This is a genomic window from Cupriavidus taiwanensis (assembly GCF_900249755.1).
Classification (GTDB): Bacteria; Pseudomonadota; Gammaproteobacteria; order Burkholderiales; family Burkholderiaceae; genus Cupriavidus; species Cupriavidus taiwanensis_D.
The window spans coordinates 2,492,833-2,514,480 of sequence record NZ_LT976853.1; the positions used below are offsets into that span (position 1 = coordinate 2,492,833).

A 21,648-nucleotide genomic window follows, 5' to 3' on the forward strand; every position below is an offset into this window, starting at 1 on the left:
GCTTACTTCAGCAGCGCCAGCGTGTCCTGCAGCGAGGCCGGATCGAAGATCGCGCCACCGCTCAGGTTGCCGTCGATGCGCTTGGTCATGCCGGCCAGCACCTTGCCCGGACCGCATTCGATCACGTGCGTGATGCCTTCGGCGGCCATCTTCTGCACGCACTCGACCCAGCGCACCGGCGCGGCGGCCTGGCGCACCAGCGCGTCCTTGATCGCTTCCGGATCGCTGACGATGGCGACGTCGACGTTGTTCACCAGCGGCAGCGACGGCGCCGAGAACGCCAGGCCGGCCATGCGCTCGCGCAGGCGATCGGAAGCCGGCTTGAGCAGCGACGAGTGGAACGGCGCCGACACCGGCAGCGGCAGCGCGCGCTTGGCGCCCTTGGCCTTGGCGATTTCGCAGGCCTTCTCGACCGCACCCTTGTGCCCGGCGATCACCACCTGCGCCGGCGCATTGAAGTTGACGGCCTCGACCACGCCCGCGGCCGATGCTTCCGCGCACGCGGCGCGGACATCGTCATCGGACAGGCCGAGAATCGCCGCCATGCCGCCCTCGCCCACCGGCACGGCTTCCTGCATGGCCTGCGCGCGGAAGCGCACCAGCGGCACGGCGTCGGCAAACGGGATCACGCCCGCGGCCACCAGCGCGGAGTACTCGCCCAGGCTGTGGCCGGCCACCAGCGCCGGCGCCGGGCCACCGGCATCGAGCCAGGCACGGTAGATCGCCACGGCGGCGGTCAGCATCACCGGCTGCGTATTGGTGGTCAGGTTCAGTTCTTCGGCAGGGCCTTCGGCGATCAGGCGGCCGAGGTCCTGGCCGAGCGCGGCCGAGGCTTCTTCCACGGTGGCGCGCACCACGGCGTTGTCGGCGAAGGCATTGAGCATGCCGACCGACTGCGAACCCTGGCCGGGAAATACGAAAGCGAATTTCATCGGATGGAAACCCTAACAAGAAATCGGGGGCCGGCGCCGCGGCAAGTCTTGCCTGCGCGGCACGCCACGGCGCCGGCCGCGTATCACATGCGCAGCAGCACCGCGCCCCAGGTGAAGCCGCCGCCCACGCCTTCCATCAGCACGGTCTGGCCCGGGCGGATGCGCCCGTCGCGCACGGCGACGTCGAGCGCCAGCGGGATCGAGGCGGCTGAAGTATTGCCGTGCTCGTGCACGGTGGCGACCATGCGCTCGGCCGGCAGGCCCAGCTTCTTCGCCGTGCCCTGCATGATGCGGATATTGGCCTGGTGCGGGATCAGCCAGTCGACCTGGTCGGGCGTCACGCTGGCGGCTTGCATGGTTTCGCGCGCGACCTTGTCGAGCACGTTCACGGCGAGCTTGAACACCGCCTGGCCGTCCATGTGCAGGAACGGGTTGCCGGTGATGTTGCCGCCCGCGACGTTGCCTGGCACGCACAGGATGTCGACATGGCTGCCGTCCGAGTGCATGGCGCTGGACAGGATGCCCGGCTCGTCGGATGCCGACAGCACCACCGCGCCAGCGCCGTCACCGAACAGCACGCAGGTGGTGCGGTCGTTGAAGTCCAGGATGCGCGAGAACACTTCGGTACCGATCACCAGCACATTGCGGTGCGAGCCGCTGCGGATGAACTTGTCTGCCGTGGCCAGTGCATACACGAAGCCCGAACACACCGCCTGCAGGTCGAAGGCCGGGCAGTGGTTGGTGATGCCCAGCTTTTCCTGCACGATGCAGGCGGTGCTGGGGAACACGAAGTCCGGCGTGGACGTGGCGACGATGATCAGGTCGATGTCCTGGCGGTCGATGCCGGCGGCCTCGATCGCCTGCTCGGCGGCCTTGACCGCCAGCGCGCTGCTGGTCACATCGGGTTCGGCCCAGTGGCGCGCCGAGATGCCGCTGCGCGAGACGATCCACTCGTCGCTGGTCTCGATGCCCTTTTCGGCAAGCTGCGCGGCCAGGTCATGGTTGGTCACGCGCCGCGGAGGCAGGTAGCTCCCGGTACCGATGATTTTTGCGTACTTGGTCATGTATTGTCGGATCGTATGGCCCGCGGGCACCCTCGACCGGCGCGCGTGGCGCTCAGGCGACGTGGGGGCTGGGATGCGCGCCAGGCGCCTCTGTCTCCGGGGCGGGCTGGGCACCGCCTGCGGCGCTGGATTTATCGGCAAAAGCCCGGGTGATGCGGGCGATCACGCCATTCTTGGCGGCATCATACCCGCGTTTGATCGCCCACTCAAAAGAATGGGCATCGGCCGAACCGTGGCTCTTGATCACCAGCCCGCGCAGGCCCAGCAGCGACGCGCCGTTGTAGCGCGCCGGGTCGAGCCGCTTGGCCAGGCGCGACAGCACCGGCATGGCGACGGCGGCCAGCAGCTTGGTAAACCACGAGCGGGTGAATTCTTCCTTGATCATGCTGCCGATCATCTTGGCCAGGCCCTCGGTGCTCTTGAGCGCCACGTTGCCGACGAAGCCGTCGCAGACCACGATGTCGGTGGTGCCCTTGAAGATGTCGTTGCCTTCCACGTTGCCGTAGAAGTTCAGCTCCGAGGCGCGCAGCAGTTCGCCGGCGCGCTTGACCACCTCGTTGCCCTTGATGACTTCCTCGCCGATGTTCAGCAGGCCCACCGTGGGGTGTTCCTTGTGGTCGACGACGGCCACCATGGCCTCGGCCATGCGCGCGAACTGCAGCAGGTGCTCGGGTTCGCAGTCGGCATTGGCACCCAGGTCCAGCACCGTGGTGCCCCAGCCCTGCTGGTTGGGGATGGTGGTGGCGATGGCCGGGCGCTCGATGCCTTCGAGCGTCTTCAGCACGTAGCGCGATACCGCCATCAGCGCGCCGGTGTTGCCGGCGGAAATGCAGGCGCCGGCCAGGCCTTCCTTGACCTGCGTGACGGCGACGCGCATCGAGGAGTCGCGCTTCTTGCGCAGTGCCACCTCGACCGGGTCATCCATGGTGATGACCTCGGTGGCCTCGACGATGCTGACGCGCGGATGATCGAGCGCGTGCAGCTTCTTCAGCTGCGCCCGGATGGCGTCGGGCAAGCCGACCAGCACCATCTCGGCATCGTCGTGGCGGGAAAGAAAACTGATCGCCGCGGGCACCGTCACGGAAACTCCGTGATCGCCGCCCATGCAGTCGATAGCGATTTTGATCGTCATTGTTCCTGGTACGGATAGCGCGGCGGCGCACGCCACGCCCGGCGGGAAATCCGAGCGCCCAACAAAAAAGCGCGAGCGAGACGCAACGTCACGCCGAACGAAGCTATCAGTCGTTCTTGGTCTTGATGACCTTGCGGCCACGGTAGTAGCCGTTCGGGCTGACGTGGTGGCGCAGGTGGGTTTCGCCGGTGGTCGGCTCGACGGCCAGCGGCGCGGCCGACAGGTGGTCGTGCGAACGGTGCATGCCGCGCTTGGACGGCGACTTCTTGTTCTGTTGAACAGCCATGATGACTCCTTCGAGAATTTTTCAATATTAACACACGCATCCCGCCCAAGGCGTAGCCGGGGCCCGGCCGGATGCTTCAGATTCACCTGCAAAACCCTGCAGGCCGCGCGCTGGCGGCTTCAGTGCCGGGTCTTCAGGCCGGCCAGCGCCGCAAAGGGCGAAGGCCGCTTTTCTTGCTCAGGCTCAGCTTCAGGCTGGGCCTCGCCGTCCGATCCGGTCACGAGGCTTTCGTGCACGGTCGGGCAGACGTCATGCTTGGGTGCCACCGGCAATGCCAGCAGCACTTCATCTTCAATCAGTTCCAGCAGCGAGAAGCGCTTCGAGCCGGCGATCACGTCGACTTCGTCGTCGTCGATCGGCGCCGCGTCGGCCGCTTCTTCGCTTTCCACCACCTCGAAGCGCGTTGCCGTGTCGATCGGCTCGGCATAGGGCGCCAGGCAGCGCTGGCAATCCAGCCAGATCCGGCCCTGCACCGTCACGTCGAGGAACAGCCGCTGCGCCACCGGGGCGCCGGGCTCGGCCGCCTCTTCACGCATGAAGCCGGTGGCCGTATAGGCGAACGTCTCATCGGGTGCCGAGGCTGGCGCTTGCGCGGCGGTCTCGGCTAAGATGCGCGGCAAATCCCGCACCGCCACGTCGCCGGCCAGGCTTTCACCCTTTCGGCACATGGCGAAGAGGTCAAGCGCGCGCAGGTCGATCGGCTGGGTCATGTGCGTGGCTCCTGTCGCAATTCAATGACGGGTTCGCCACATGCCTCACCTGACGGATTGCGGGCCGCGCACATTGGCGGCACTGCGCCCGGGTGCGGATGCGGCTAAACGCGCGATTATACGGTGTAAACCTTTCCGAGGTCAAAGGCCTTGCTGCGGAAGCCACACGGCTTCCTGCCCTGATTCTGATTCAATTACTTATGTCCCAAGACTCCCGCCCCCGGCTGATCCTCGGCTCCGGCTCACCCTACCGCCGCGAACTGCTGGAGCGGCTGCGCATTCCCTTCGAGGTCGCGGTACCGGATATCGACGAAACGCCGCTCGACGGCGAGTCGCCCGAGGCCACGGCGCTGCGGCTGTCGCAGCGCAAGGCCGAGGCCATCGCGGCCCGCCACCCCGGCGCGCTGGTGATCGGCTCCGACCAGGTGCTGACGCTCGACGGCGCCCAGATGGGCAAGCCGGGCACGCACGACAACGCCGTGGCGCAGCTGCGCCGCATGCGGGGACGCACCGCCACCTTCCATTCGGCGCTGTGCCTGCTGGATTCCCGCACCGGCGCCGCGCAATTGGCCGACGTGCAGACCCGCGTGACGCTGCGCGACCTGACCGATGCCGAAATCGAGACCTACCTGCAGCTGGAGCGTCCCTACGACGTGGCCGGCAGCGCCAAATCCGAAGGGCTCGGCATCACGCTGCTGGCGCGGGTCGAGTCCGACGATCCCACCGCGCTGGTCGGCCTGCCGCTGATCGCGCTGACCGGCATGCTGCGCCGGGCCGGCTACCCGCTTCTTACCGCCTGAACCACATTCACCGCACCCACCCACGATGAGCGGCACCCTTTACCTGATCCCCAATACCCTCGGCAAGCGCGACGAAGCCGACCCGCTGGCCGACGTGATCCCGGCCGGCGTGCAGCAAATCGCGGCCGGCCTGGACTACCTCGTCGCCGAGAACGCCAAGACCGCGCGCGCCTTCCTGAAAAAGCTGGGCGAAGCCACGCCGCTGGCGCGCCCGATCCAGCAGATCGAGATCCGCGAACTGAACGTCAATACGCGCGCCGACGCGCTGGCGGAGCTGCTGGACCCACTCGAAACCGGCCGCGACGCCGGCCTGCTGTCGGAGGCCGGCGTGCCGGCGGTGGCCGACCCCGGCGCCGACCTGGTGCGGCTGGCGCATGCGCGCGGCATCCGCGTGCGGCCGCTGGTGGGGCCAAGCTCGATCCTGCTGGCGGTGATGGGCTCGGGCCTGAATGGCCAGAGCTTTGCCTTCAACGGCTACCTGCCGGTCGATGCCGGCGAGCGCGCGCAGCGGCTGCGGGAGCTGGAACAGCGCTCGCGCAAGGCCAGCCAGACCCAGGTCTTCATCGAAACGCCGTACCGCAATGGCGCGCTGCTGGAGGCCCTGCGCCAGCACTGTGCCGGCACCACGCTGCTGTCCGTGGCGGTGGACCTGACCCTGCCGGGCGAGACCATCGTCACGCTGCCGCTGTCGGACTGGCGCCCCGGGCGGATCGACCTGCACAAGCGCCCGGCGATCTTCTCGCTGCTTGCCGTCTAGGGCGAAGCGGCGGAACCGGAAACGACCAAGGGGCGCACAGGCGCCCCTTGGTCCTGCTGGCTGCAGCCGGCGTCAGCGCATGCCCTGCATGCCGGTGCTCCACAGCATGGTCTTCATCGCCGCCGAGCCCACGGCCGCGCCAAAGCGCTTGGCCACGCGTTCGGCGATGTTCTCCTTGACCGTGTAGTCGACGATGTCCTCGGCCTTGAACAGGTCGCGGGCCACGTATTCGGCACTGCCCAGGCCGTCGGCCAGCCCCAGGTCGACGCTGCGCTCGCCCGACCAGAACAGGCCGGAGAACAGCTCCGGGTCGTCCTTGAGCCGGTCGCCGCGGCCTTCCTTGACCACGTCGATGAACTGCTGGTGGATCTGCTTGAGCATCGCTTCGGCGAAGGCCTTCTGCTTCGGCACCTGCGGCGAGAACGGGTCGAGCATGCCCTTGTTGGCACCCGAGGTGTAGAGCCGGCGCTCCACGCCCAGCTTGTCCATCAGCCCGGTAAAGCCGAAACCGTCCATCAGCACCCCGATCGAGCCGACGATGCTGGCCTTGTCGACATAGATCTTGTCGGCCGCCGCCGCCACGTAGTAGCCGCCCGAGGCACAGATTTCCTCGACCACCACATAGAGCGGCTTGGACGGGTAGAGGCCGCGCAGGCGGTGGATCTCGTCATTGATGATGCCGGCCTGCACCGGCGAGCCGCCGGGCGAGTTGATCTTCAGGATCACGCCGGCGGCGTTGCTGTCGGCAAAGGCCGCCTGCAGCGAGGCATTGATGGCTTCGGCGCTGGCCGGCGTGCCGGCGGCGATTTCCCCCTCCAGCGTGACCATCGCGGTGTGGCGGCCCGAGGCACTGACGCCGTCGCCCTTGAAGTCGAACAACGCGAACAGGATCAGCGCCAGCAGGCCCAGCGTCACCAGGCGGAAGAAGATGCGCCAGCGCCGCGCCGCGCGCTGCTCTCGCAGCGATGCGGTCAACACTTTTTCCAGCACATCGCGCTCCCAGCCGCCGCCGACCTGGCCGCTGCCGGTGGTGCCCGACAAGCGCGCCTTGCGCTCGCGCGCCTCGCGCCGCGCGGCGTCATCGCCGGCGCGGAGTTCGTCTTCCAGCGGAAAATCGGCATGCGGCGCCGTCACCAGGCGCTCGGACTCGGACTCGGGGGCGGCCCCGGCCGGCCCGGCTTCCGCGGCGGGCTTGCGCTCGTCCGGCTGCCCCGGTGCGTTGGGGGTGGGCTCATCCGAGGGCGGTTTCTGTTGTTCTGTCATGCAAATCGCTCGTGGAAAACCATTCAGGCGCCGCCGGAGGGCCCGGCTGCGCGGTACGGGGCCCGCGGCAGCCAGTAGACCTGGCCGTCGCGTTCCTCGACTTGCAGCTTGGCCAGCGCAGCCCCGCGGCAGGGACCGCCAACGCACTCGCCGCTATCCGGCGCGTACACCGCGCCATGAGTGGCGCACATCAAGTATAGGCCCGAGGCATCGAAGAACCGGCCCTCCTGCCAGTCCAGCTCCATTGGCACGTGCGCGCACTGGTTCAGGTAGGCATGGGCAACGCCATCGAAACGCACCACGAAGGCGCCGATCTCGCGCTGCTCGACCGCAACCGAAAAGCGCACGCCGAGACCGCCTTCCTGCAACGCATCGGCGGCGCACAGCCGCACCGGCGCCTGGCCGGAGGCGGCGTCAGGCATGGGCCAGCAGCCACTCGGTCAGGTCGCCGATCGAACTGGCGCAGTGCACCGGCGCCATCGCGCGCAGCGACTCGGCCGGGTGCGCCCCGTAGCAGACCCCCAGGCCCTTGGCGCCCGCGTTTGCCGCCATCTGCAGGTCATGGGTGGTGTCGCCGACCATCACCGTGCGCCCGACGTCCTGGCCCAGTTCGCGCGTGAGCTCGTGCAGCATCGCCGGGTGCGGCTTGGAGAAGGTCTCGTCGGCGCAGCGCGTGGCGTCGAACAGCGCGGTCAGGCCGCTGGCGGCCAACGCGCGCTGCAGGCCGACGCGCGTCTTGCCCGTGGCCACACCGAGGAAATAGTGCTCGCCGCGCAGGGTTTCGAGCATTTCGCGCACGCCGTCGAACAGCACGAGATCGGCATCGCGGGTCAGGAAATGGTAGCGGTAGCGCTCGGCCAGCCGCGGGTAGTCGGCCGGGTCCAGCGTCGGCACCGCATACGACAGCGCATCCTTCAGCCCCAGCCCGATCACGTGGCTGGCCGCGCTGTCGTCGGGCACTGGCAGGCCCAGGTCGCGGCTGGCCAACTGGATGCACTTGGCGATGGTCGGGGTCGAGTCCATCAGCGTCCCGTCCCAGTCGAAAACGATCAGGTCAAATTGTTGCCTGGCCATGGAAGTCCTTGTGGCGTTTGGAGCACTACCCTACTCCGGGGCGTGCAGTTCACGCAATTGTTGCAGGAATCCGACGCATTCGTCGGGCAGCGGCGCTTCCACTGACAGCGGCTCGCCGGTGGCCGGGTGGATAAACACCAGCCGGTGCGCGTGCAGGAACATGCGCTTGATGCCGGGCCTGGCCCCGGAACGGGCCAGCGACTTGTTCAGCGTGAAATCGCCATATTTTTCGTCGCCGACGATCGGAAAACCCGAATGCGCCAGGTGGACGCGGATCTGGTGGGTGCGGCCGGTCTTCAGTTCGGCCTCCAATAGCGTGAAGCCCGGGAAGGCCTCGACCCGGTTGAACACGGTATGCGACGCCAGCCCGTCGGCCTGGACGCGCACCCGGCGCTCGCCGTCCGCCGTGCTGTACTTATATAGCGGCAGCTTCACGTGCTGGCGGGCATTCGGGAATTCGCCGGCGACGCAGGCGAAATAGCGCTTGTCCATGGTGTTGCCGCGGATCTGCTCATGCAGCTGGACCAGCGCCGAGCGCTTCTTCGCCAGCACCAGGATGCCCGAGGTCTCGCGGTCGAGCCGGTGCACCAGTTCCAGGAACCTGGCCTGCGGCCGCGACCGGCGCAGTTGCTCGATCACCCCAAAGGCAACGCCCGAGCCGCCATGCACCGCGACGCCGGCCGGCTTGTTGATGACCAGCAGGTGGTCATCTTCGTACACAACCGGGAACTCGCCGGCAGGCACCGGAGCCGCGCCGGATTGCGCCGGGCTCGCCACCCGCATCGGCGGGATGCGCACGACATCCCCCGATTGAAGCCGATAAGTGGCGTCGATCCGGCCCTTGTTGACGCGCACTTCGCCCGAGCGGAGCACCCGGTAGATATGGCTCTTGGGTACCCCCTTGGCCACCTTCAACAGAAAGTTGTCGATGCGCTGGCCTTCCGAGCCTTCGTCAATCGTGACATACGCCACCTGTGGGCTGGCCGGCGCAGCTTCGGCAGCCTTTTCAATTTGATGGCGTAACTCATTCATTTTCAATATAATTTCCTCGCTGTTCCGGCTCGTGGCCGGCAGCGCAAGACCTGTGTAAGCGATGGATCTTCGGGTTTTACTCGATTTTCCGCATTCTACACTTGGGGTTGCCGCCGACCCCGCCCGTCTCCCGCAATTCGCGTTCCGCCAAGCGCCAGACGGGCAAATGGCAGCAAAAAGCAGCACGCACGGTGCCGCCGGCATGCAGGAAGTCGCCCAAAGGTGGCTTCGGCACGGCAGGCGGTGACGTGGGAACTGAGTGTTCAGGTAAAACAGAATTCAAGGGCGGATGCCGCAGCCGGCATCCGCTTCGGTGAGAGAAGTCCCGCCCGCACCGGGAAACGGTGCCGGCCGGCAGGTTGACCTGCCGCCTGACTGGAAGTTACCGGCGCCCGGTCGCAGAACTCCAAGAAGTAGTAGGTGCGCCCGCCAGGAGAAGTCAGGCAGCAACGGCAACCATGCCGTGTCCGAAAAATTTGCTCTTTGACGCGTCTAGGCCTTCCGCGGCCGGCCGCGATGCCCGCTGCGCTGGTTGCGCCGGCGTCCAGCATCGCCTCCGGCACGGGAATGCGCCGGATGTCTGCGCAAGAGCAGCCTCCGGTGTTCTCTCCTGCCTGCGGTCGTTACCCCGACGTCATCGCTCTCTTTCACCCGCGCCCAGCCGCTCGCATGTCTTGCGCAGCGGCGCTTTCCGGCAATTCTCGCGCCTTCGCTCGCTCCCTCGCGTGCTCCATGGATCGCCGCGGACACCGCCCAGACGGTGCCACCCGCGACACTGGAGTGAGGTATTGCGATGAAACGCATGCTGTTCAACGCGACGCAACAAGAGGAATTGCGCGTCGCCATCGTCGACGGTCAGAAACTGATCGATATCGACATCGAAACTGCCGGGCGCGAACAGCGCAAGGGCAACATCTACAAGGGTGTCATCACCCGCATCGAACCCTCGCTGGAAGCCTGCTTCGTCAATTATGGCGAAGAGCGCCACGGCTTCCTGCCGTTCAAGGAAGTTGCGCGCGCCTTCTTCAAGGAAGGCATCGACGTGCGCAATGCGCGCATCCAGGACGCCCTGCACGAAGGCCAGGAACTGATCGTCCAGGTCGAAAAGGAAGAGCGCGGCAACAAGGGCGCGGCCCTGACCACCTTTATCTCGCTGGCCGGCCGCTACCTGGTGCTGATGCCCAACAACCCGCGCGGCGGCGGCGTGTCGCGCCGCATCGAGGGCGAAGACCGCCAGGAACTGCGCGAGACCATGGCGCAGCTGACCGTGCCGGAAGGCATGAGCATCATCGCCCGCACCGCCGGCATCGGCCGCTCGGCCGAGGAACTGCAGTGGGACCTGAACTACCTGCTGCAACTGTGGAAGGCCATCGACGGCGCCGCCGGCGACAACAAGGCGCCGCTGCTGATCTACCTCGAATCCAGCCTGGTGATCCGCGCCATCCGCGACTACTTCCAGCCGGATATCGGCGAGATCCTGATCGACACCGACGAGATCTACGAACAGGCCCGCGCCTTCATGAGCGTGGTGATGCCTGACAACATGAACCGCGTGAAGAAGTACCGGGATGATGTTCCGCTGTTCTCGCGCTTCCAGATCGAGCACCAGATCGAGTCGGCCTACTCGCGCATGGTGATGCTGCCCTCGGGCGGTGCCATCGTGATCGACCACACCGAGGCGCTGGTCTCCGTGGACGTGAACTCGGCCCGCGCCACCAAGGGCGCCGACATCGAGGAAACCGCGCTGCGCACCAACCTGGAAGCGGCCGACGAAATCGCCCGCCAGCTGCGCCTGCGCGACCTGGGCGGCCTGATCGTGATCGACTTCATCGACATGGAGTCGGGCAAGGCCCAGAAGGACGTGGAAACGCGCCTGAAGGACGCGCTGCGCCACGACCGCGCCCGCGTGCAGATGGGCAAGATCAGCCGCTTCGGCCTGATGGAGTTGTCGCGCCAGCGCCTGCGCCCGTCGCTGTCGGAGGGCTCGCACATCACTTGCCCGCGCTGCAACGGCACCGGCCATATCCGCGATACCGAATCGTCCGCCCTGCAGGTGCTGCGCATCATCCAGGAAGAGGCGATGAAGGAAAACACCGCCGCCATCCATTGCCAGGTGCCGGTGGAGGTGGCCGCCTTCCTGCTGAACGAGAAGCGCCAGGAGATCAACCTGATCGAGCTGCGCTTCAAGGTCAACGTGCTGCTGATTCCCAACAAGCACCTGGAAACGCCGCACTACAAGCTCGAGCGTCTGCGCCACGACGATCCGCGCCTGGAAGACAGCACCGCCAGCTACAAGATGGCCGAGGCCGCCGCCAAGGAACTGGAAGCCGACACCAGCTACAGCAGCCGCCGCAAGGAAGAAGCCAAGCCGCGCCAGGAAGCCGCGGTCAAGGGCATCACGCCCGAGCAGCCCGCCCCGGTCTCGGTGCCGCGCCCCGAGCGCGCGCCGCGCCCGGAAGCCGCGCCCGTGGCCCCGCCCGTGCCGGCCACCAAGCCGGTCGAAGCCGGCGGCTTCATCGCCTGGCTGAAGGGCCTGTTCGGTGCCCGTCCGGCCACCCCGCCGGTGGTGGAGCCGGCCAAGCCCGCGGCCGCCGCGGAAACCCGCAGCGCCGAGGGCCGGCGTGAGCGCGGCCCGCGTGGCGAAGGCCGCGGACCGCGTGGCGAGCGCGCCGAACGTGGCGAGCGCGGCGAGCGTGGCGAACGCACCGAGCGTGGCGAGCGCCAGGGCCGCGGCCAGCGCGGGGAGCGTGGCGAGCGAGCCGAACGTGGCGAGCGCCAGGCCGGTGAGCGTGGCGAGCAGCGCGAGGGCCGTGGCGAGCGCCAGGGCCGCCAGCCGCGCCAGCAAGGTGAAGGCCAGGCAACCCCCGCCGTGGCGCGCCAGGCCGAGGCCATGCCCGCCGAGCGCGCCCAGGGCGAACGCGCCGAGGCCCGCCAGGAAGGCCGCCGCGACCGCAACCAGGAACGCCGCGAGCGCCAGCGCGAACGCCAGCGCGAGCGCAGCGAACTGCGCGAAGCCGAAGCCGGTGAAGCGCCGCAGCCGGAAGCCATCGCCGCCGCCCAGGCCCTGGGCGTGCTGCCGCAGGCCGTGACGGAAGACCTCCAGCCGCGCGCCGAGCTGCCGGAGGGCGCCGAAGGTGCCGCCGACGCCGCCGAGACCGCCGAGGGCGAGGAACGCCGCCGCCGCAACCGCCGTGGCCGCAACCGCTATCGCCGCGAACGCGACGAGTCGGTGCAGGGCGCGCAAGGTGAAGGGGAAGGCGAAGGCACGGCTGGCGAAGGCTTCGCCCCGGCCAGCGCCGAAGCCGGCGTACCGGCCGAGCCCGCGCCGCAAGCAGCCGTGGCTGCCGAAGCCGCGGCCGAACCGGTCGAAGCCATCCGCATCGCCGTGCCGGAAGACGTGACGCCGGCCCCGGCCGCGCAAGCGACGCCGGCAGCCCAGCCGGTGGCCGCGCAAGCTGCACAGCCCGCTGAGCCGGTGGCCGCTGCAGTGACCGAGGCCGTTGCAGCCGAAGCCATTGCCGAACCCGCCGTCAGCGCAGTGGTCGAGACCGCGGCGCCGGTCGTGCCGACTGCTGCTCCGGCAGCCGCACCGGAGCCGATGCTCGCGCCGGTTGCAGAAGCCGTTCCGGTGGTCGAGCCGGCAGTCTCGGTCCCGACCCCGGTCGCGGCCCCTGCGCCGACTCCGGCCCCGGCCGCTGCCGTGGCGCCGGCGGCGCTGGAAAACCTGGAGCCGATGCTAGCCACCGCCGGCCTGCAATGGGTCCACACCGACAGCGACAAGCTGCGCTCGGCCCAGGAAGCCGCCGCCCGCATCGCGCCCGCCCCGCGCGTGCCGCGCGAGCGCAAGCCGCTGCCGCCGCTGCCCCAGGGCCCGATGATCCTGGTGGAAACCGGCAGCCGCGAAGTGCAGATGGCATCGCAGCAGTAAGCGACGCCGCTGCGCCGCAGCCAAAGCAACAAGGGGACGGCCTGGCCGTCCCCTTTTTTTGTGGCCGGCGGCCCGTGAATCCCCGTCATCACCGCGGGATGCGGATGCCCCGCCCCGGCCTCGGCTAGAATGGCAGCAGAATGCATCCGGCCCCCGAGCGCCCGCGCCACATCGCCTCTTGCCTTGCCGCCCCGCTCCCCGGACGCCGTGCCACCCACAGGCCATGACCGAATCCGTCATCCCGATTTTCGACCTGCGCGACCATCGCTACCGCTCGATGACGCCCAGCATTCCCGGCACCCTGGTTGCGCCGGCCGGCCTGGTGGCCGACCGCCGCGGCCGGCCGCTGCATGACCTGCGCATCTCGGTGACGGACCGCTGCAACTTCCGCTGCGTCTACTGCATGCCCAAGGAAGTGTTCGACAAGGACTACACCTTCCTGCCGCATTCCGAACTGCTCAGCTTCGAGGAGATCGAGCGCACCGCGCGCCTGTTCATTGCCCACGGCGTCGAGAAGATCCGCCTGACCGGCGGCGAGCCGCTGCTGCGCAAGAACATCGAACACCTGGTCGAGATGCTGGCGAAGCTCGAGACCGTGTCGGGCAAGCCGCTGGACCTGACGCTCACCACCAACGCTTCATTGCTGGCGCGCAAGGCGCGCGCGCTGCGCGACGCCGGCCTGACGCGGGTCAGCGTCAGCCTGGACGCGATCGACGACGCCACCTTCCGCCGCATGAACGACGTCGACTTCGCCGTCGCCGACGTGCTGCGCGGCATCGAGGCCGCGCAGGCCGTCGGGCTGGCGCCGATCAAGGTCAACATGGTGGTCAAGCGCGGCACCAACGACCAGGAAATCGTGCCGATGGCACGCCACTTCCGCCACAGCGGCATCATCCTGCGCTTTATCGAGTTCATGGACGTCGGCGCCAGCAACCACTGGCAGATGGACGAAGTGCTGCCGTCGGCCGAAGTGGTGAAGCGCATCGCAGCCGAATTCCCGCTCGAAACGGTGCAGGCCAATTATTCGGGAGAAACCGCCGAGCGCTGGCGCTACCGCGACGGCGCCGGCGAGATCGGCGTGATCTCCAGCGTCACCCATGCCTTCTGCGGCGACTGCAGCCGCATCCGGCTGTCCACCGAAGGCCGGCTCTACCTGTGCCTGTTCGCCACCGAGGGCTTCGACCTGCGCGCGCTGCTGCGCGGCGGCTACAGCGACCTGGAAATCTCCAACGCGATCGCGCAGGTCTGGCAGGGCCGCACCGACAACTATTCCGAGCAGCGCAGCGACCCGGCCGTGCGCGCCAGGCGCGCCGAGCGCAAGATCGAGATGTCCTATATCGGCGGCTGAACCCGCCGCACACCCCATCCAATGATTGCACGCGACGACATCACCGGCCTGATCCTCGCAGGCGGCAGGGGCAGCCGCATGGGCGGCACCGACAAGGGCCTGCAGCCGCTGCGTGGCACACCGATGGCCATGCACACGATGATGCGGCTGACGCCGCAGGTGGGCGGGCTGATGATCAACGCCAACCGCAACCTGGCCGCCTATGAGTCCTTCGGCGTGCCGGTCTACACCGACAGCGTGCCCGACTTCGCCGGCCCGCTCGCCGGGATGCTCGCCGGCCTGGAACAATGCGCGACGCCCTGGATGGTGACGGCGCCGTGCGACTCGCCGTTCCTGCCGACCGACCTGGTAGCGCGCCTGGCGCAGGCGATCGAGGCCGAAGGCGCCGAGCTGGCGATCCCGGTCACGCTGGACCCGGACGGCCGGCGCCAGACCCAGCCGGTGTTCTGCCTGATGCCGGTCAGTGCGCTCGACAGCCTGGTGGCTTATCTTTCCGGGGGCGGCCGCAAGATCGAAACCTGGGCCGCCTCGCAGCGGCTGGCCGAAGTGCTGTTCGACGACGCCGCGGCCTTTGCCAATATCAACACCCTGGACGAACTGCGCGCGCACGAAGCGCGCTGAATCCCCCTGCCGAGCCCACCGCCGAGCCGCCATGCCCTCCCTGCAATCCGTCATTTCCTGCCTGTCCGACTACGATCCCAGCGCGCTGCCGGTGGACCACGCCAACCGCATCATCGGCGAGGTGGTCGAGCCGGTGCGCGGCATCGAGCAATTGCCGATCCGCAGCGCGCTCGACCGCGTGCTGGCCGAGGACATCGTCTCGACCCTGGACGTGCCGGCCCATGACAACTCGGCGATGGACGGTTATGCCTTCCAGGGGGCGGCACTGGCCGCGGCGCAGACCCCCACGGTAGAGCTGGAGGTAATCGGCAGCGCCTTCGCCGGCGGCGCCGGCGCACTGGCCCCCACCGCCGTGCAGGCGGTGCGCATCATGACCGGCGCGGTGATGCCGGCCGGCTGCGACACCGTGGTGCCGCAGGAGTTCGTCGAAACCGTCGCCGACGGCGCGCGCATCCGCTTTGCCGCCGACTGCGTCCGCATCGGCGACAACCGGCGCCTGCGCGGCGAGGACCTGGCGCGCGGCCAGGCCGCGCTGCAGGCCGGACGCATCCTGCAGCCGGCCGACCTGGGCCTGCTGGCGTCGCTGGGCGTGGCCGAGGTACGGGTGCGCCGGCGCCTGCGCGTGGCATTCTTCTCCACCGGAGACGAGCTGCGCTCGATCGGCGAGCCGCTCGACCCCGGCTGCGTCTACGATTCCAACCGCTACACGCTGCACGGCATGCTGCGCCGGATGAACGTGGACCTGCTCGACATGGGCGTGGTGCGCGATCACCCCGAAGCGCTCGAAGCCGCCTTCCGCACTGCATGCGAAAGCGCCGACGCGGTCATTACCTCCGGCGGCGTCTCGGTCGGCGAGGCCGACTACACCAAGCAGATCATGGCGCGCCTGGGCGATGTCACGTTCTGGAAAATCGCCATGCGCCCGGGCCGGCCGATGGCCTTCGGGCGCATCCAGGCCAACGGCGCGGAGGCGCACTCGGCGCTGCTGTTCGGCCTGCCCGGCAACCCGGTGGCGGTGATGGTCACGTTCTACCATTTCGTGCGCGCCGCGCTGCACCGGCTGATGGGCGCCAGCGTGCCCCCCCTGCCGCTGCTGCGCGTGCGCAGCGCGCAGGCGATCCGCAAGAAGCCGGGGCGCACCGAGTACCAGCGCGGCATCCTGGCGCGCGCTGGCGATGGCGAGTGGGAAGTGCGCATCACCGGCCAGCAGGGCTCGGGCGTGCTGCGCTCGATGAGCGAGGCCAACTGCTTTATCGTGCTCGGCCACGAGCAGGATTCGGTCAAGGCCGGCGACGCGGTCGAGGTGATGCTGTTCGACGGGCTGGTTTGAGAATCTGAACGGTCCGGCGGGTGTGCACAGCCATTCGCTACACGACCGTAGCAATGTGTCGTTTTTGTGCTGCACATTTGCCGCCGTGGCGCCGTTGTCGCGGGGCTTTCGGCTGCCCTGCGGCCGCCGGGCTATGCTTGGCATCGGCCAATCGCTACACTTGGCGCACGATTCAGAAACATTCGAGTATCCCCCGTCATGAATCAGGAGATTGCGTACCTCCACCCCGTCAAGACCGCCCGCGCACTGGTGCTGGTCTACCTGTGCTTCTCGCTGCCGATCGTGTCGCTGGGCCTGTTCGTCACCTTCGTCCGCTATGGTGACCTGCCCGCCATCACCGTCTTCAGCGCGATCATCCTGAATGCGCTGATCGGCTTCGGCCTGCTGTGGCTGGCCTGCAAGGCCTACAACTGGGTGGCTGCCCGCTTCGGCGGCATCGAAGTCCACGTGCGCGAGTTGTCCCCCGAAGAAGACCGCTGAACGCTGACTTGCCAGTTCGGGCCGGGCGCCAGTCCGGCCGCCCTTCCCGCTCCCCCAGCCCAACTCCCGTTCATCAACCGCCCGGCCGCACGGTCAGGCCTGGTTGTTTTCCGCGCTTTCCTGCGTGCCGTCCGCCGGGGTTTCCAGCCCCAGGCCGAGCAACTGCTGCGCGGCTTCGCCCGGTAGCGCTTCCACCGTGCGCAGCTTGCGCGCCATCTGCCGCGTGCGCACTTCCGCCTGCTCGATATTGCGCGCGGCACGCTCGAGCGTATCGCGGGTCTTGGCCAGCACGTCGCCGAACTTGCCGAATTCGGTCTTGACCGCGCCCAGCACTTCCCACACCTCGCTCGAGCGCTTTTCCAGCGCCAGCGTGCGGAAGCCCATCTGCAGGCTGTTCAGCAGCGCGGTCAGCGTGGTCGGCCCGGCCACGGTCACGCGGTAGTCGCGCTGCAGCTGGTCGGTCAGGCCGGGGCGGCGCAGCACCTCGGCGTAGAGGCCTTCGGTCGGCAGGAACAGGATGGCGAAGTCCGTGGTCTGCGGCGGCGCCAGGTATTTTTCGGCGATGGTCTGGGCCTCGCGCCGCAGTGCCACTTCCAGTTCGCGGCCGAACGCCAGCACGCCGTCGGGGTCGCCGCGCTCCTGCGCGTCGACCAGGCGCTCGTACTGTTCCTTGGGAAACTTGGCGTCGACCGGCAGCCAGACCGGCGCGTTGTCGCCACCCGCGGCCTTGCCCGGCAGCCGGATCGCAAACTCCACGCGCGCGCCCGAGTTGCGCACGGTCTCGACGTTCTTGCCGTACTGCTCGGGCGTCAGCATCTGCTCCAGCAGCATCTCCAGCTGCACCTCGCCCCAGGTGCCGCGCGACTTCACGTTCGTCAGCACCTTCTTCAAGTCGCCCACGCCCTGCGCCAGCACCTGCATTTCGCCCAGGCCGCGATGCACCTGCTCGAGGCGGTCCGACACCAGCCGGAACGATTCGCCCAGGCGCTGCTCCAGCGTGGCATGCAGCTTCTCGTCGACGGTGCGGCGCATTTCCTCCAGCTTGGCGGCGTTGTTGGCCTCGATGTCCTGCAGCTTTTTCTCCAGCGTGGCGCGGACCTCGGCCAGGCGGCGCTCGTTGGCCTCGGACATCTGCGCCAGTTGCTGCTGCAGCCCGTCGCCGAAGCGGCGCAGCGTGCCGGCCTGCTCGTCGCGCGCCTGCTGCGCCTGCAGCAGCAGTTGCTGCCGCACCTGCTCGAGCTGCTGCGTGTTGGCCTCGGTCAGCTTGGCGAGCTGCTGCGCGAACGTGTCGATCTGGTGGTTCTGCAGCGTGGCGATGCCGGTCAGCTGCGACGACAGCGCCTGCTGGAAGCGCAGCATCTGCTGCGCCGACTCGCCGCGGCTGCCGCGCGCGGCCTCGGCCACCTCGGTGCGCACCTCGCGCTCCAGCCGCTCCATGCCGCGCGCGTGGTCCACCCGCATCTCGTCGAGCTGCCGCGCCACGCCGGCGCCGGACGAGGCCCCCTGCTGCCGCAGCAGCAGGATCACCAGCAAGACCACCGCGAGCAGCGCCGCGGCCAGCGTCAGGAACGGAATCAGGTTCATGCGAGACAGATGCGTTGATGAAGCGCTGCGCCCGGCTCAGCGGCGGTGCGGCATCACTTCAGGATTGATCACGGTCGGCGGATGGCCGGCCTGCGGACCCTGGTCGAGCGCCGCGATCAGGTTGTCGGCGGCCAGCATCGCCATGGCGCGGCGGGTTTTCTCGGACGCGCTGGCGATGTGCGGCGTCAGTACGACGTTGGGCACCGTTAGCAGGTCCGGGTGGACCGAGGGCTCGCCCTCGAACACATCCAGCCCCGCGCCGAAGATGCGCCGGTCGCGCAGCGCCTGCGCCAGCGCGGCGTCGTCGACGATGCCGCCGCGCGCCAGGTTCACCAGCGTCGCGGTGGGTTTCATCAGCGCCAGCTCGGCGGCGCCGATGGCGTGGTGGCTCTGCGGGCCGTAGGGCAGCACCAGCAGCAGGTGGTCGGACTGGCGCAGCAGGTCTTCCTTGCTGACATAGCGCGCGTTGAGCGCGCGCTCGGTGTCGGCCGGCAGCTGGCTGCGGTTGTGGTACAGCACGTTCATGCCAAACCCGCCCGCGCGCCGCGCCAGCGCCTGGCCGATGCGGCCCATGCCGAGGATGCCCAGCGTGCTGCCGTACAGGTCCATGCCGACCAGCATGTCGTAGCTCCAGCGCTGCCACTTGCCGGCGCGCAGGTAATGCTCGGCCTCGGTGACGCGGCGCGCGGTCGCCATCAGCAGGGCCCAGCCGAAATCGGCGGTGGTCTCCGTCAGCACGTCGGGCGTATTGGTGGCGACGATGCCCGCGGCGGTCAGCGCCGGCAGGTCCAGGTTGTTGTAGCCGACCGCCATGTTGCACACGGCGCGCAGCGTGGGCAGCCCGGCGATGACGCCGGCGTCGATGCGGTCGGCGGCGTTGGCCAGCACGCCGGCCTTGCCGGCCAGCCGCGCCTTCAGCGCCGCGGCGTCGAGCACCGCGTCCTGCTGGTTGTCGTCGACATCGAAATACTGCGCCAGGTGCGCGATGACTTCGGGGTAGATGGCGCGGGTGACCAGGACGGACGGCTTCATGGCATCAGATATGGAAGAAGAGGAAGGTCATGATGACGAACAGCGGCACCAGGAAGATGCCCGAGTACAGCATGTAGCCGAAGAAGCTCGGCATGCGCACGCCGCGGTTCTCGGCAATGGCCTTGACCATCAGGTTGGGGGCATTGCCAATATAGGTGTTGGCGCCCATGAACACGGCCCCGGCCGAGATCGCGGCCAGCGTCGAGGCATCGCGCGTCATCAGCGTGGCGGGGTCGCCGCCGGCGGTGTTGAAGAACACCAGGTAGGTCGGCGCGTTGTCCAGGAACGAGGACAGCAGGCCGGTGGCCCAGAAATACATGCTGTCGACCGGCTGGCCGTTGGCGTCGCTGACCGCGCGGATCACGCCCGAAAACGCCCCGTCGGTTCCCGCCTTCAGCATGGCGATGACCGGGATGATCGTCAGGAAGATGCCGGCGAACAGCTTGCCGACCTCGAGGATCGGCTCCCAGTTGAATTCATTGCCCGCGCGCGCCACATGCGGCGTCACCAGCAGCGACACCACCGCCACCACCACCAGCAGCGCGTCGCGCATCGCGGCCTGCAGCGGCACCTCGGTGCCGAGGATATCGAACGAGATCCCGGGCTTCCACAGCCCGCTCATCAGCACCAGCCCGACCACCGCCAGCAGCAGCACGAAGTTGAACTTGCCCTGGATGGCGATGCCGCCTGAATCGGGCGTGGGATCGTTGCGCGGCGGCAGTTCTTCTTCCTTGTTGCGGTAGTAGTGCCGGTCGACCAGGTAGAACATCAGCAGCAGCGCGGCGCAGATAAAGAGCGTTTCCGGGAAGATGTTGCGCAGCGTCCAGAAAAAGTCCACGCCCTTCAGGAAGCCCAGGAACAGCGGCGGGTCCCCCAGCGGCGTCAGCGAGCCGCCGGCATTGGCCACCAGGAAGATAAAGAACACCACCACATGCGCCACATGGCGGCGGTTGTCATTGGCGCGCAGCAGCGGCCGGATCAGCAGCATGGCCGCGCCGGTGGTGCCCATGAAGCTGGCCAGGAACGTCCCCAGCGCCAGGATGCCGGTATTGAGCCCCGGCGTGCCGTGCAGGTTGCCGCGCACGCAGATGCCGCCGGCAACGATATAGAGCGTGGTGATCAGCGCGATGAACGGAATGTACTCGGCCAGCAGCGCGTGCACGGTGCTGACGGCGGCGGCATGCGCGCCGAACACGAACGCGAACGGCAGCAGGAACAGCAGCCCCCAGCCAGCGGCGATCTTGCCGTAGTGGTGGTGCCAGAACTTCGGCCCCAGCAGCGGCCACAACGCAATCGACAGCAGGATGCCGGCAAAAGGCAGCCCCCACAGCGGCGACAGCGACGCCCCGTCGAGGTCGGCGGCATGGCCGGCGGCGGGAAAGGCGGCCAGCATGGCCAGCAGTGGCAACAGCACGGGGGCACGTCGCATCAGGCAGGATCTCCTCGGAAATGCAGCAGTCACGGGCGCGCGCGGCGCGAGGCCGGAGCGCGCGGGCAAGCCTGCAAGTGTAATGCAAGCCCCTGCCGCGATTCCCCTTGCGGCGTGCATTTTAGGATTGCGGCGCGCCGGGTTCGCGCCGCCTGCGTCAGGCCGCGTCGACCAGGATCACATGCACGCGGTACGGACCGTGGGCGCCCAGCACGATGGTCTGCTCGATATCGCCCGTGCGCGACGGACCGCTGATGATGTTGGTCGCGCGCGGCAGCTCGCCGCGCTCGCTGCGCACCAGGGCAAACGCATCTTCCAGCCCGGCCACGATGCGCGAGCGCGGCACCACCGCCACATGGGTCTCGGGCAGCAGCGCGGCCGAGGCAAAGGTGCTGGGGCCGGACAGCAGCATCAGCGAACCGGTCTCGGCAATCGCGCAGAAGCAGCCGGTGATGCCGACCAGGTCGCCATGCTCGCGGTCGGCCACGGCGTCGCGCACCGGCGGGCGGCACTCCACCGCCAGGCCCGCGGCCTGCCACGGCAGCGCAGCGAATTCATCCCACGCGACCGCGCGGCTCACCAGTTCCAGGCTGTCGAGATAGCGCACCGTGGCGGCGGGAACGTCGGCCAGCGTCGCGACGCGGTCCACGCTCGACGCCATGCGCTGCGCCTGCGCCAGGAAAGCTTCTGTCAGGTCGGGCGCGGCGGCCGGACGCGGGCCCTGCGGGTGGCGGGCCAGGTAGTCGGCGACGGCGCCGCGCTCGCCCGCGCTCGGCCGGGCCGGCCTGCCCTGGGCGGCACGGATGCGGGCAAAGATGCGGTCGCGGGCGTCGTTGGTTTCCATAG

Annotated in this window: 20 protein-coding genes; 7 read left to right on the plus strand and 13 right to left on the minus strand. The window is 68.6% G+C overall.

Annotation, left to right across the window (positions count from 1 at the left end; translation table 11 throughout):
* Positions 1–2: 2 nt before the first annotated feature.
* The 5 genes from fabD to CBM2594_RS11425 all read right to left on the minus strand — a co-directional run bounded on the left by fabD (position 3) and on the right by CBM2594_RS11425 (position 4,124).
* Positions 3–932 carry an ACP S-malonyltransferase gene (fabD, locus tag CBM2594_RS11405; RefSeq protein WP_116356913.1) on the minus strand — a complete coding sequence of 310 codons (930 nt, stop codon included), beginning with the start codon at positions 930–932 and terminating at the stop codon, positions 3–5.
* An 83-nt stretch (positions 933–1,015) separates the two neighbouring features.
* Entirely contained in the window at positions 1,016–1,996 is a 981-nt protein-coding gene (locus CBM2594_RS11410; RefSeq protein ID WP_116356914.1) for a beta-ketoacyl-ACP synthase III, read from the minus strand.
* Positions 1,997–2,048: 52 nt separating this feature from the next.
* On the minus strand, positions 2,049–3,128 hold the full coding sequence (gene plsX / locus CBM2594_RS11415; protein ID WP_116356915.1) for a phosphate acyltransferase PlsX: 1,080 nt from the start codon (positions 3,126–3,128) through the stop codon (positions 2,049–2,051).
* Between the two features lie 106 nt (positions 3,129–3,234).
* A complete protein-coding gene (rpmF, locus tag CBM2594_RS11420) occupies positions 3,235–3,414 on the minus strand; it encodes a 50S ribosomal protein L32 (protein ID WP_010814675.1) in 180 nt (59 codons plus the stop codon).
* A 119-nt stretch (positions 3,415–3,533) separates the two neighbouring features.
* Complete coding sequence (locus CBM2594_RS11425) at positions 3,534–4,124, minus strand: DUF177 domain-containing protein (protein ID WP_116356916.1); 591 nt, start codon at positions 4,122–4,124, stop codon at positions 3,534–3,536.
* Positions 4,125–4,324: 200 nt separating this feature from the next.
* Between CBM2594_RS11425 and CBM2594_RS11430 the strand changes: the two genes are divergently transcribed.
* Entirely contained in the window at positions 4,325–4,924 is a 600-nt protein-coding gene (locus CBM2594_RS11430) for a Maf-like protein (RefSeq protein ID WP_116356917.1), read from the plus strand.
* Positions 4,925–4,949: 25 nt separating this feature from the next.
* Positions 4,950–5,681 carry an SAM-dependent methyltransferase gene (locus CBM2594_RS11435; RefSeq protein WP_116356918.1) on the plus strand — a complete coding sequence of 244 codons (732 nt, stop codon included), beginning with the start codon at positions 4,950–4,952 and terminating at the stop codon, positions 5,679–5,681.
* A 72-nt stretch (positions 5,682–5,753) separates the two neighbouring features.
* Here the strand turns inward: CBM2594_RS11435 and CBM2594_RS11440 are convergent, their stop codons facing one another.
* The 4 genes from CBM2594_RS11440 to CBM2594_RS11455 are packed head-to-tail and all read right to left on the minus strand — an operon-like array spanning position 5,754 to position 9,050.
* Positions 5,754–6,944, minus strand: a complete 1,191-nt coding sequence (locus CBM2594_RS11440) for a S49 family peptidase (RefSeq protein ID WP_116356919.1) — start codon at positions 6,942–6,944, stop codon at positions 5,754–5,756.
* 23 nt (positions 6,945–6,967) lie between these two features.
* Entirely contained in the window at positions 6,968–7,366 is a 399-nt protein-coding gene (locus tag CBM2594_RS11445) for a Rieske (2Fe-2S) protein (protein ID WP_116356920.1), read from the minus strand.
* Positions 7,359–8,018, minus strand: a complete 660-nt coding sequence (locus CBM2594_RS11450) for an HAD-IA family hydrolase (RefSeq protein ID WP_116356921.1) — start codon at positions 8,016–8,018, stop codon at positions 7,359–7,361. Before CBM2594_RS11450 ends, CBM2594_RS11445 begins: the two co-directional genes overlap by 8 nt.
* 30 nt (positions 8,019–8,048) lie before the next feature.
* Complete coding sequence (locus tag CBM2594_RS11455; RefSeq protein WP_116356922.1) at positions 8,049–9,050, minus strand: RluA family pseudouridine synthase; 1,002 nt, start codon at positions 9,048–9,050, stop codon at positions 8,049–8,051.
* 793 nt (positions 9,051–9,843) lie between these two features.
* Here CBM2594_RS11455 and CBM2594_RS11460 point away from each other — a divergent pair.
* From CBM2594_RS11460 to CBM2594_RS11480, 5 genes are all read left to right on the plus strand, one after another.
* Positions 9,844–12,978, plus strand: coding sequence for an Rne/Rng family ribonuclease (locus tag CBM2594_RS11460; protein ID WP_116356923.1), 3,135 nt, complete (start codon positions 9,844–9,846; stop codon positions 12,976–12,978).
* A 223-nt stretch (positions 12,979–13,201) separates the two neighbouring features.
* Positions 13,202–14,326, plus strand: coding sequence for a GTP 3',8-cyclase MoaA (gene moaA / locus CBM2594_RS11465; protein WP_116356924.1), 1,125 nt, complete (start codon positions 13,202–13,204; stop codon positions 14,324–14,326).
* A gap of 21 nt (positions 14,327–14,347) precedes the next feature.
* Entirely contained in the window at positions 14,348–14,947 is a 600-nt protein-coding gene (gene mobA / locus CBM2594_RS11470; protein WP_116356925.1) for a molybdenum cofactor guanylyltransferase MobA, read from the plus strand.
* Positions 14,948–14,978: 31 nt separating this feature from the next.
* Positions 14,979–16,277 (plus strand): molybdopterin molybdotransferase MoeA, encoded by a 1,299-nt coding sequence (gene moeA, locus CBM2594_RS11475; RefSeq protein ID WP_116356926.1) that lies wholly within the window; start codon positions 14,979–14,981, stop codon positions 16,275–16,277.
* Between the two features lie 198 nt (positions 16,278–16,475).
* Positions 16,476–16,757, plus strand: a complete 282-nt coding sequence (locus tag CBM2594_RS11480; RefSeq protein ID WP_018005172.1) for a hypothetical protein — start codon at positions 16,476–16,478, stop codon at positions 16,755–16,757.
* Positions 16,758–16,850: 93 nt separating this feature from the next.
* Here CBM2594_RS11480 and CBM2594_RS11485 read toward each other — a convergent pair whose 3' ends face one another.
* The 4 genes from CBM2594_RS11485 to CBM2594_RS11500 all read right to left on the minus strand — a co-directional run bounded on the left by CBM2594_RS11485 (position 16,851) and on the right by CBM2594_RS11500 (position 21,646).
* On the minus strand, positions 16,851–18,341 hold the full coding sequence (locus CBM2594_RS11485; RefSeq protein ID WP_116356927.1) for a DNA recombination protein RmuC: 1,491 nt from the start codon (positions 18,339–18,341) through the stop codon (positions 16,851–16,853).
* Positions 18,342–18,377: 36 nt separating this feature from the next.
* Positions 18,378–19,373 (minus strand): 2-hydroxyacid dehydrogenase, encoded by a 996-nt coding sequence (locus CBM2594_RS11490; protein WP_116356928.1) that lies wholly within the window; start codon positions 19,371–19,373, stop codon positions 18,378–18,380.
* Positions 19,374–19,377: 4 nt separating this feature from the next.
* A complete protein-coding gene (locus CBM2594_RS11495) occupies positions 19,378–20,802 on the minus strand; it encodes a sodium:proton antiporter (RefSeq protein ID WP_116356929.1) in 1,425 nt (474 codons plus the stop codon).
* 157 nt (positions 20,803–20,959) lie between these two features.
* Positions 20,960–21,646, minus strand: coding sequence for a LutC/YkgG family protein (locus CBM2594_RS11500; protein ID WP_116356930.1), 687 nt, complete (start codon positions 21,644–21,646; stop codon positions 20,960–20,962).
* Positions 21,647–21,648 lie beyond the last annotated feature (2 nt).

Bases quoted from the DNA above. Each gene is read 5' to 3' on its own strand.
- fabD (WP_116356913.1), bottom strand. From the start codon at position 932: ATGAAATTCGCTTTCGTATTTCCCGGCCAGGGTTCGCAGTCGGTCGGC.
- CBM2594_RS11410 (WP_116356914.1), bottom strand. From the start codon at position 1,996: ATGACCAAGTACGCAAAAATCATCGGTACCGGGAGCTACCTGCCTCCG.
- plsX (WP_116356915.1), bottom strand. From the start codon at position 3,128: ATGACGATCAAAATCGCTATCGACTGCATGGGCGGCGATCACGGAGTT.
- rpmF (WP_010814675.1), bottom strand. From the start codon at position 3,414: ATGGCTGTTCAACAGAACAAGAAGTCGCCGTCCAAGCGCGGCATGCAC.
- CBM2594_RS11425 (WP_116356916.1), bottom strand. From the start codon at position 4,124: ATGACCCAGCCGATCGACCTGCGCGCGCTTGACCTCTTCGCCATGTGC.
- CBM2594_RS11430 (WP_116356917.1), top strand. From the start codon at position 4,325: ATGTCCCAAGACTCCCGCCCCCGGCTGATCCTCGGCTCCGGCTCACCC.
- CBM2594_RS11435 (WP_116356918.1), top strand. From the start codon at position 4,950: ATGAGCGGCACCCTTTACCTGATCCCCAATACCCTCGGCAAGCGCGAC.
- CBM2594_RS11440 (WP_116356919.1), bottom strand. From the start codon at position 6,944: ATGACAGAACAACAGAAACCGCCCTCGGATGAGCCCACCCCCAACGCA.
- CBM2594_RS11445 (WP_116356920.1), bottom strand. From the start codon at position 7,366: ATGCCTGACGCCGCCTCCGGCCAGGCGCCGGTGCGGCTGTGCGCCGCC.
- CBM2594_RS11450 (WP_116356921.1), bottom strand. From the start codon at position 8,018: ATGGCCAGGCAACAATTTGACCTGATCGTTTTCGACTGGGACGGGACG.
- CBM2594_RS11455 (WP_116356922.1), bottom strand. From the start codon at position 9,050: ATGAATGAGTTACGCCATCAAATTGAAAAGGCTGCCGAAGCTGCGCCG.
- CBM2594_RS11460 (WP_116356923.1), top strand. From the start codon at position 9,844: ATGAAACGCATGCTGTTCAACGCGACGCAACAAGAGGAATTGCGCGTC.
- moaA (WP_116356924.1), top strand. From the start codon at position 13,202: ATGACCGAATCCGTCATCCCGATTTTCGACCTGCGCGACCATCGCTAC.
- mobA (WP_116356925.1), top strand. From the start codon at position 14,348: ATGATTGCACGCGACGACATCACCGGCCTGATCCTCGCAGGCGGCAGG.
- moeA (WP_116356926.1), top strand. From the start codon at position 14,979: ATGCCCTCCCTGCAATCCGTCATTTCCTGCCTGTCCGACTACGATCCC.
- CBM2594_RS11480 (WP_018005172.1), top strand. From the start codon at position 16,476: ATGAATCAGGAGATTGCGTACCTCCACCCCGTCAAGACCGCCCGCGCA.
- CBM2594_RS11485 (WP_116356927.1), bottom strand. From the start codon at position 18,341: ATGAACCTGATTCCGTTCCTGACGCTGGCCGCGGCGCTGCTCGCGGTG.
- CBM2594_RS11490 (WP_116356928.1), bottom strand. From the start codon at position 19,373: ATGAAGCCGTCCGTCCTGGTCACCCGCGCCATCTACCCCGAAGTCATC.
- CBM2594_RS11495 (WP_116356929.1), bottom strand. From the start codon at position 20,802: ATGCGACGTGCCCCCGTGCTGTTGCCACTGCTGGCCATGCTGGCCGCC.
- CBM2594_RS11500 (WP_116356930.1), bottom strand. From the start codon at position 21,646: ATGGAAACCAACGACGCCCGCGACCGCATCTTTGCCCGCATCCGTGCC.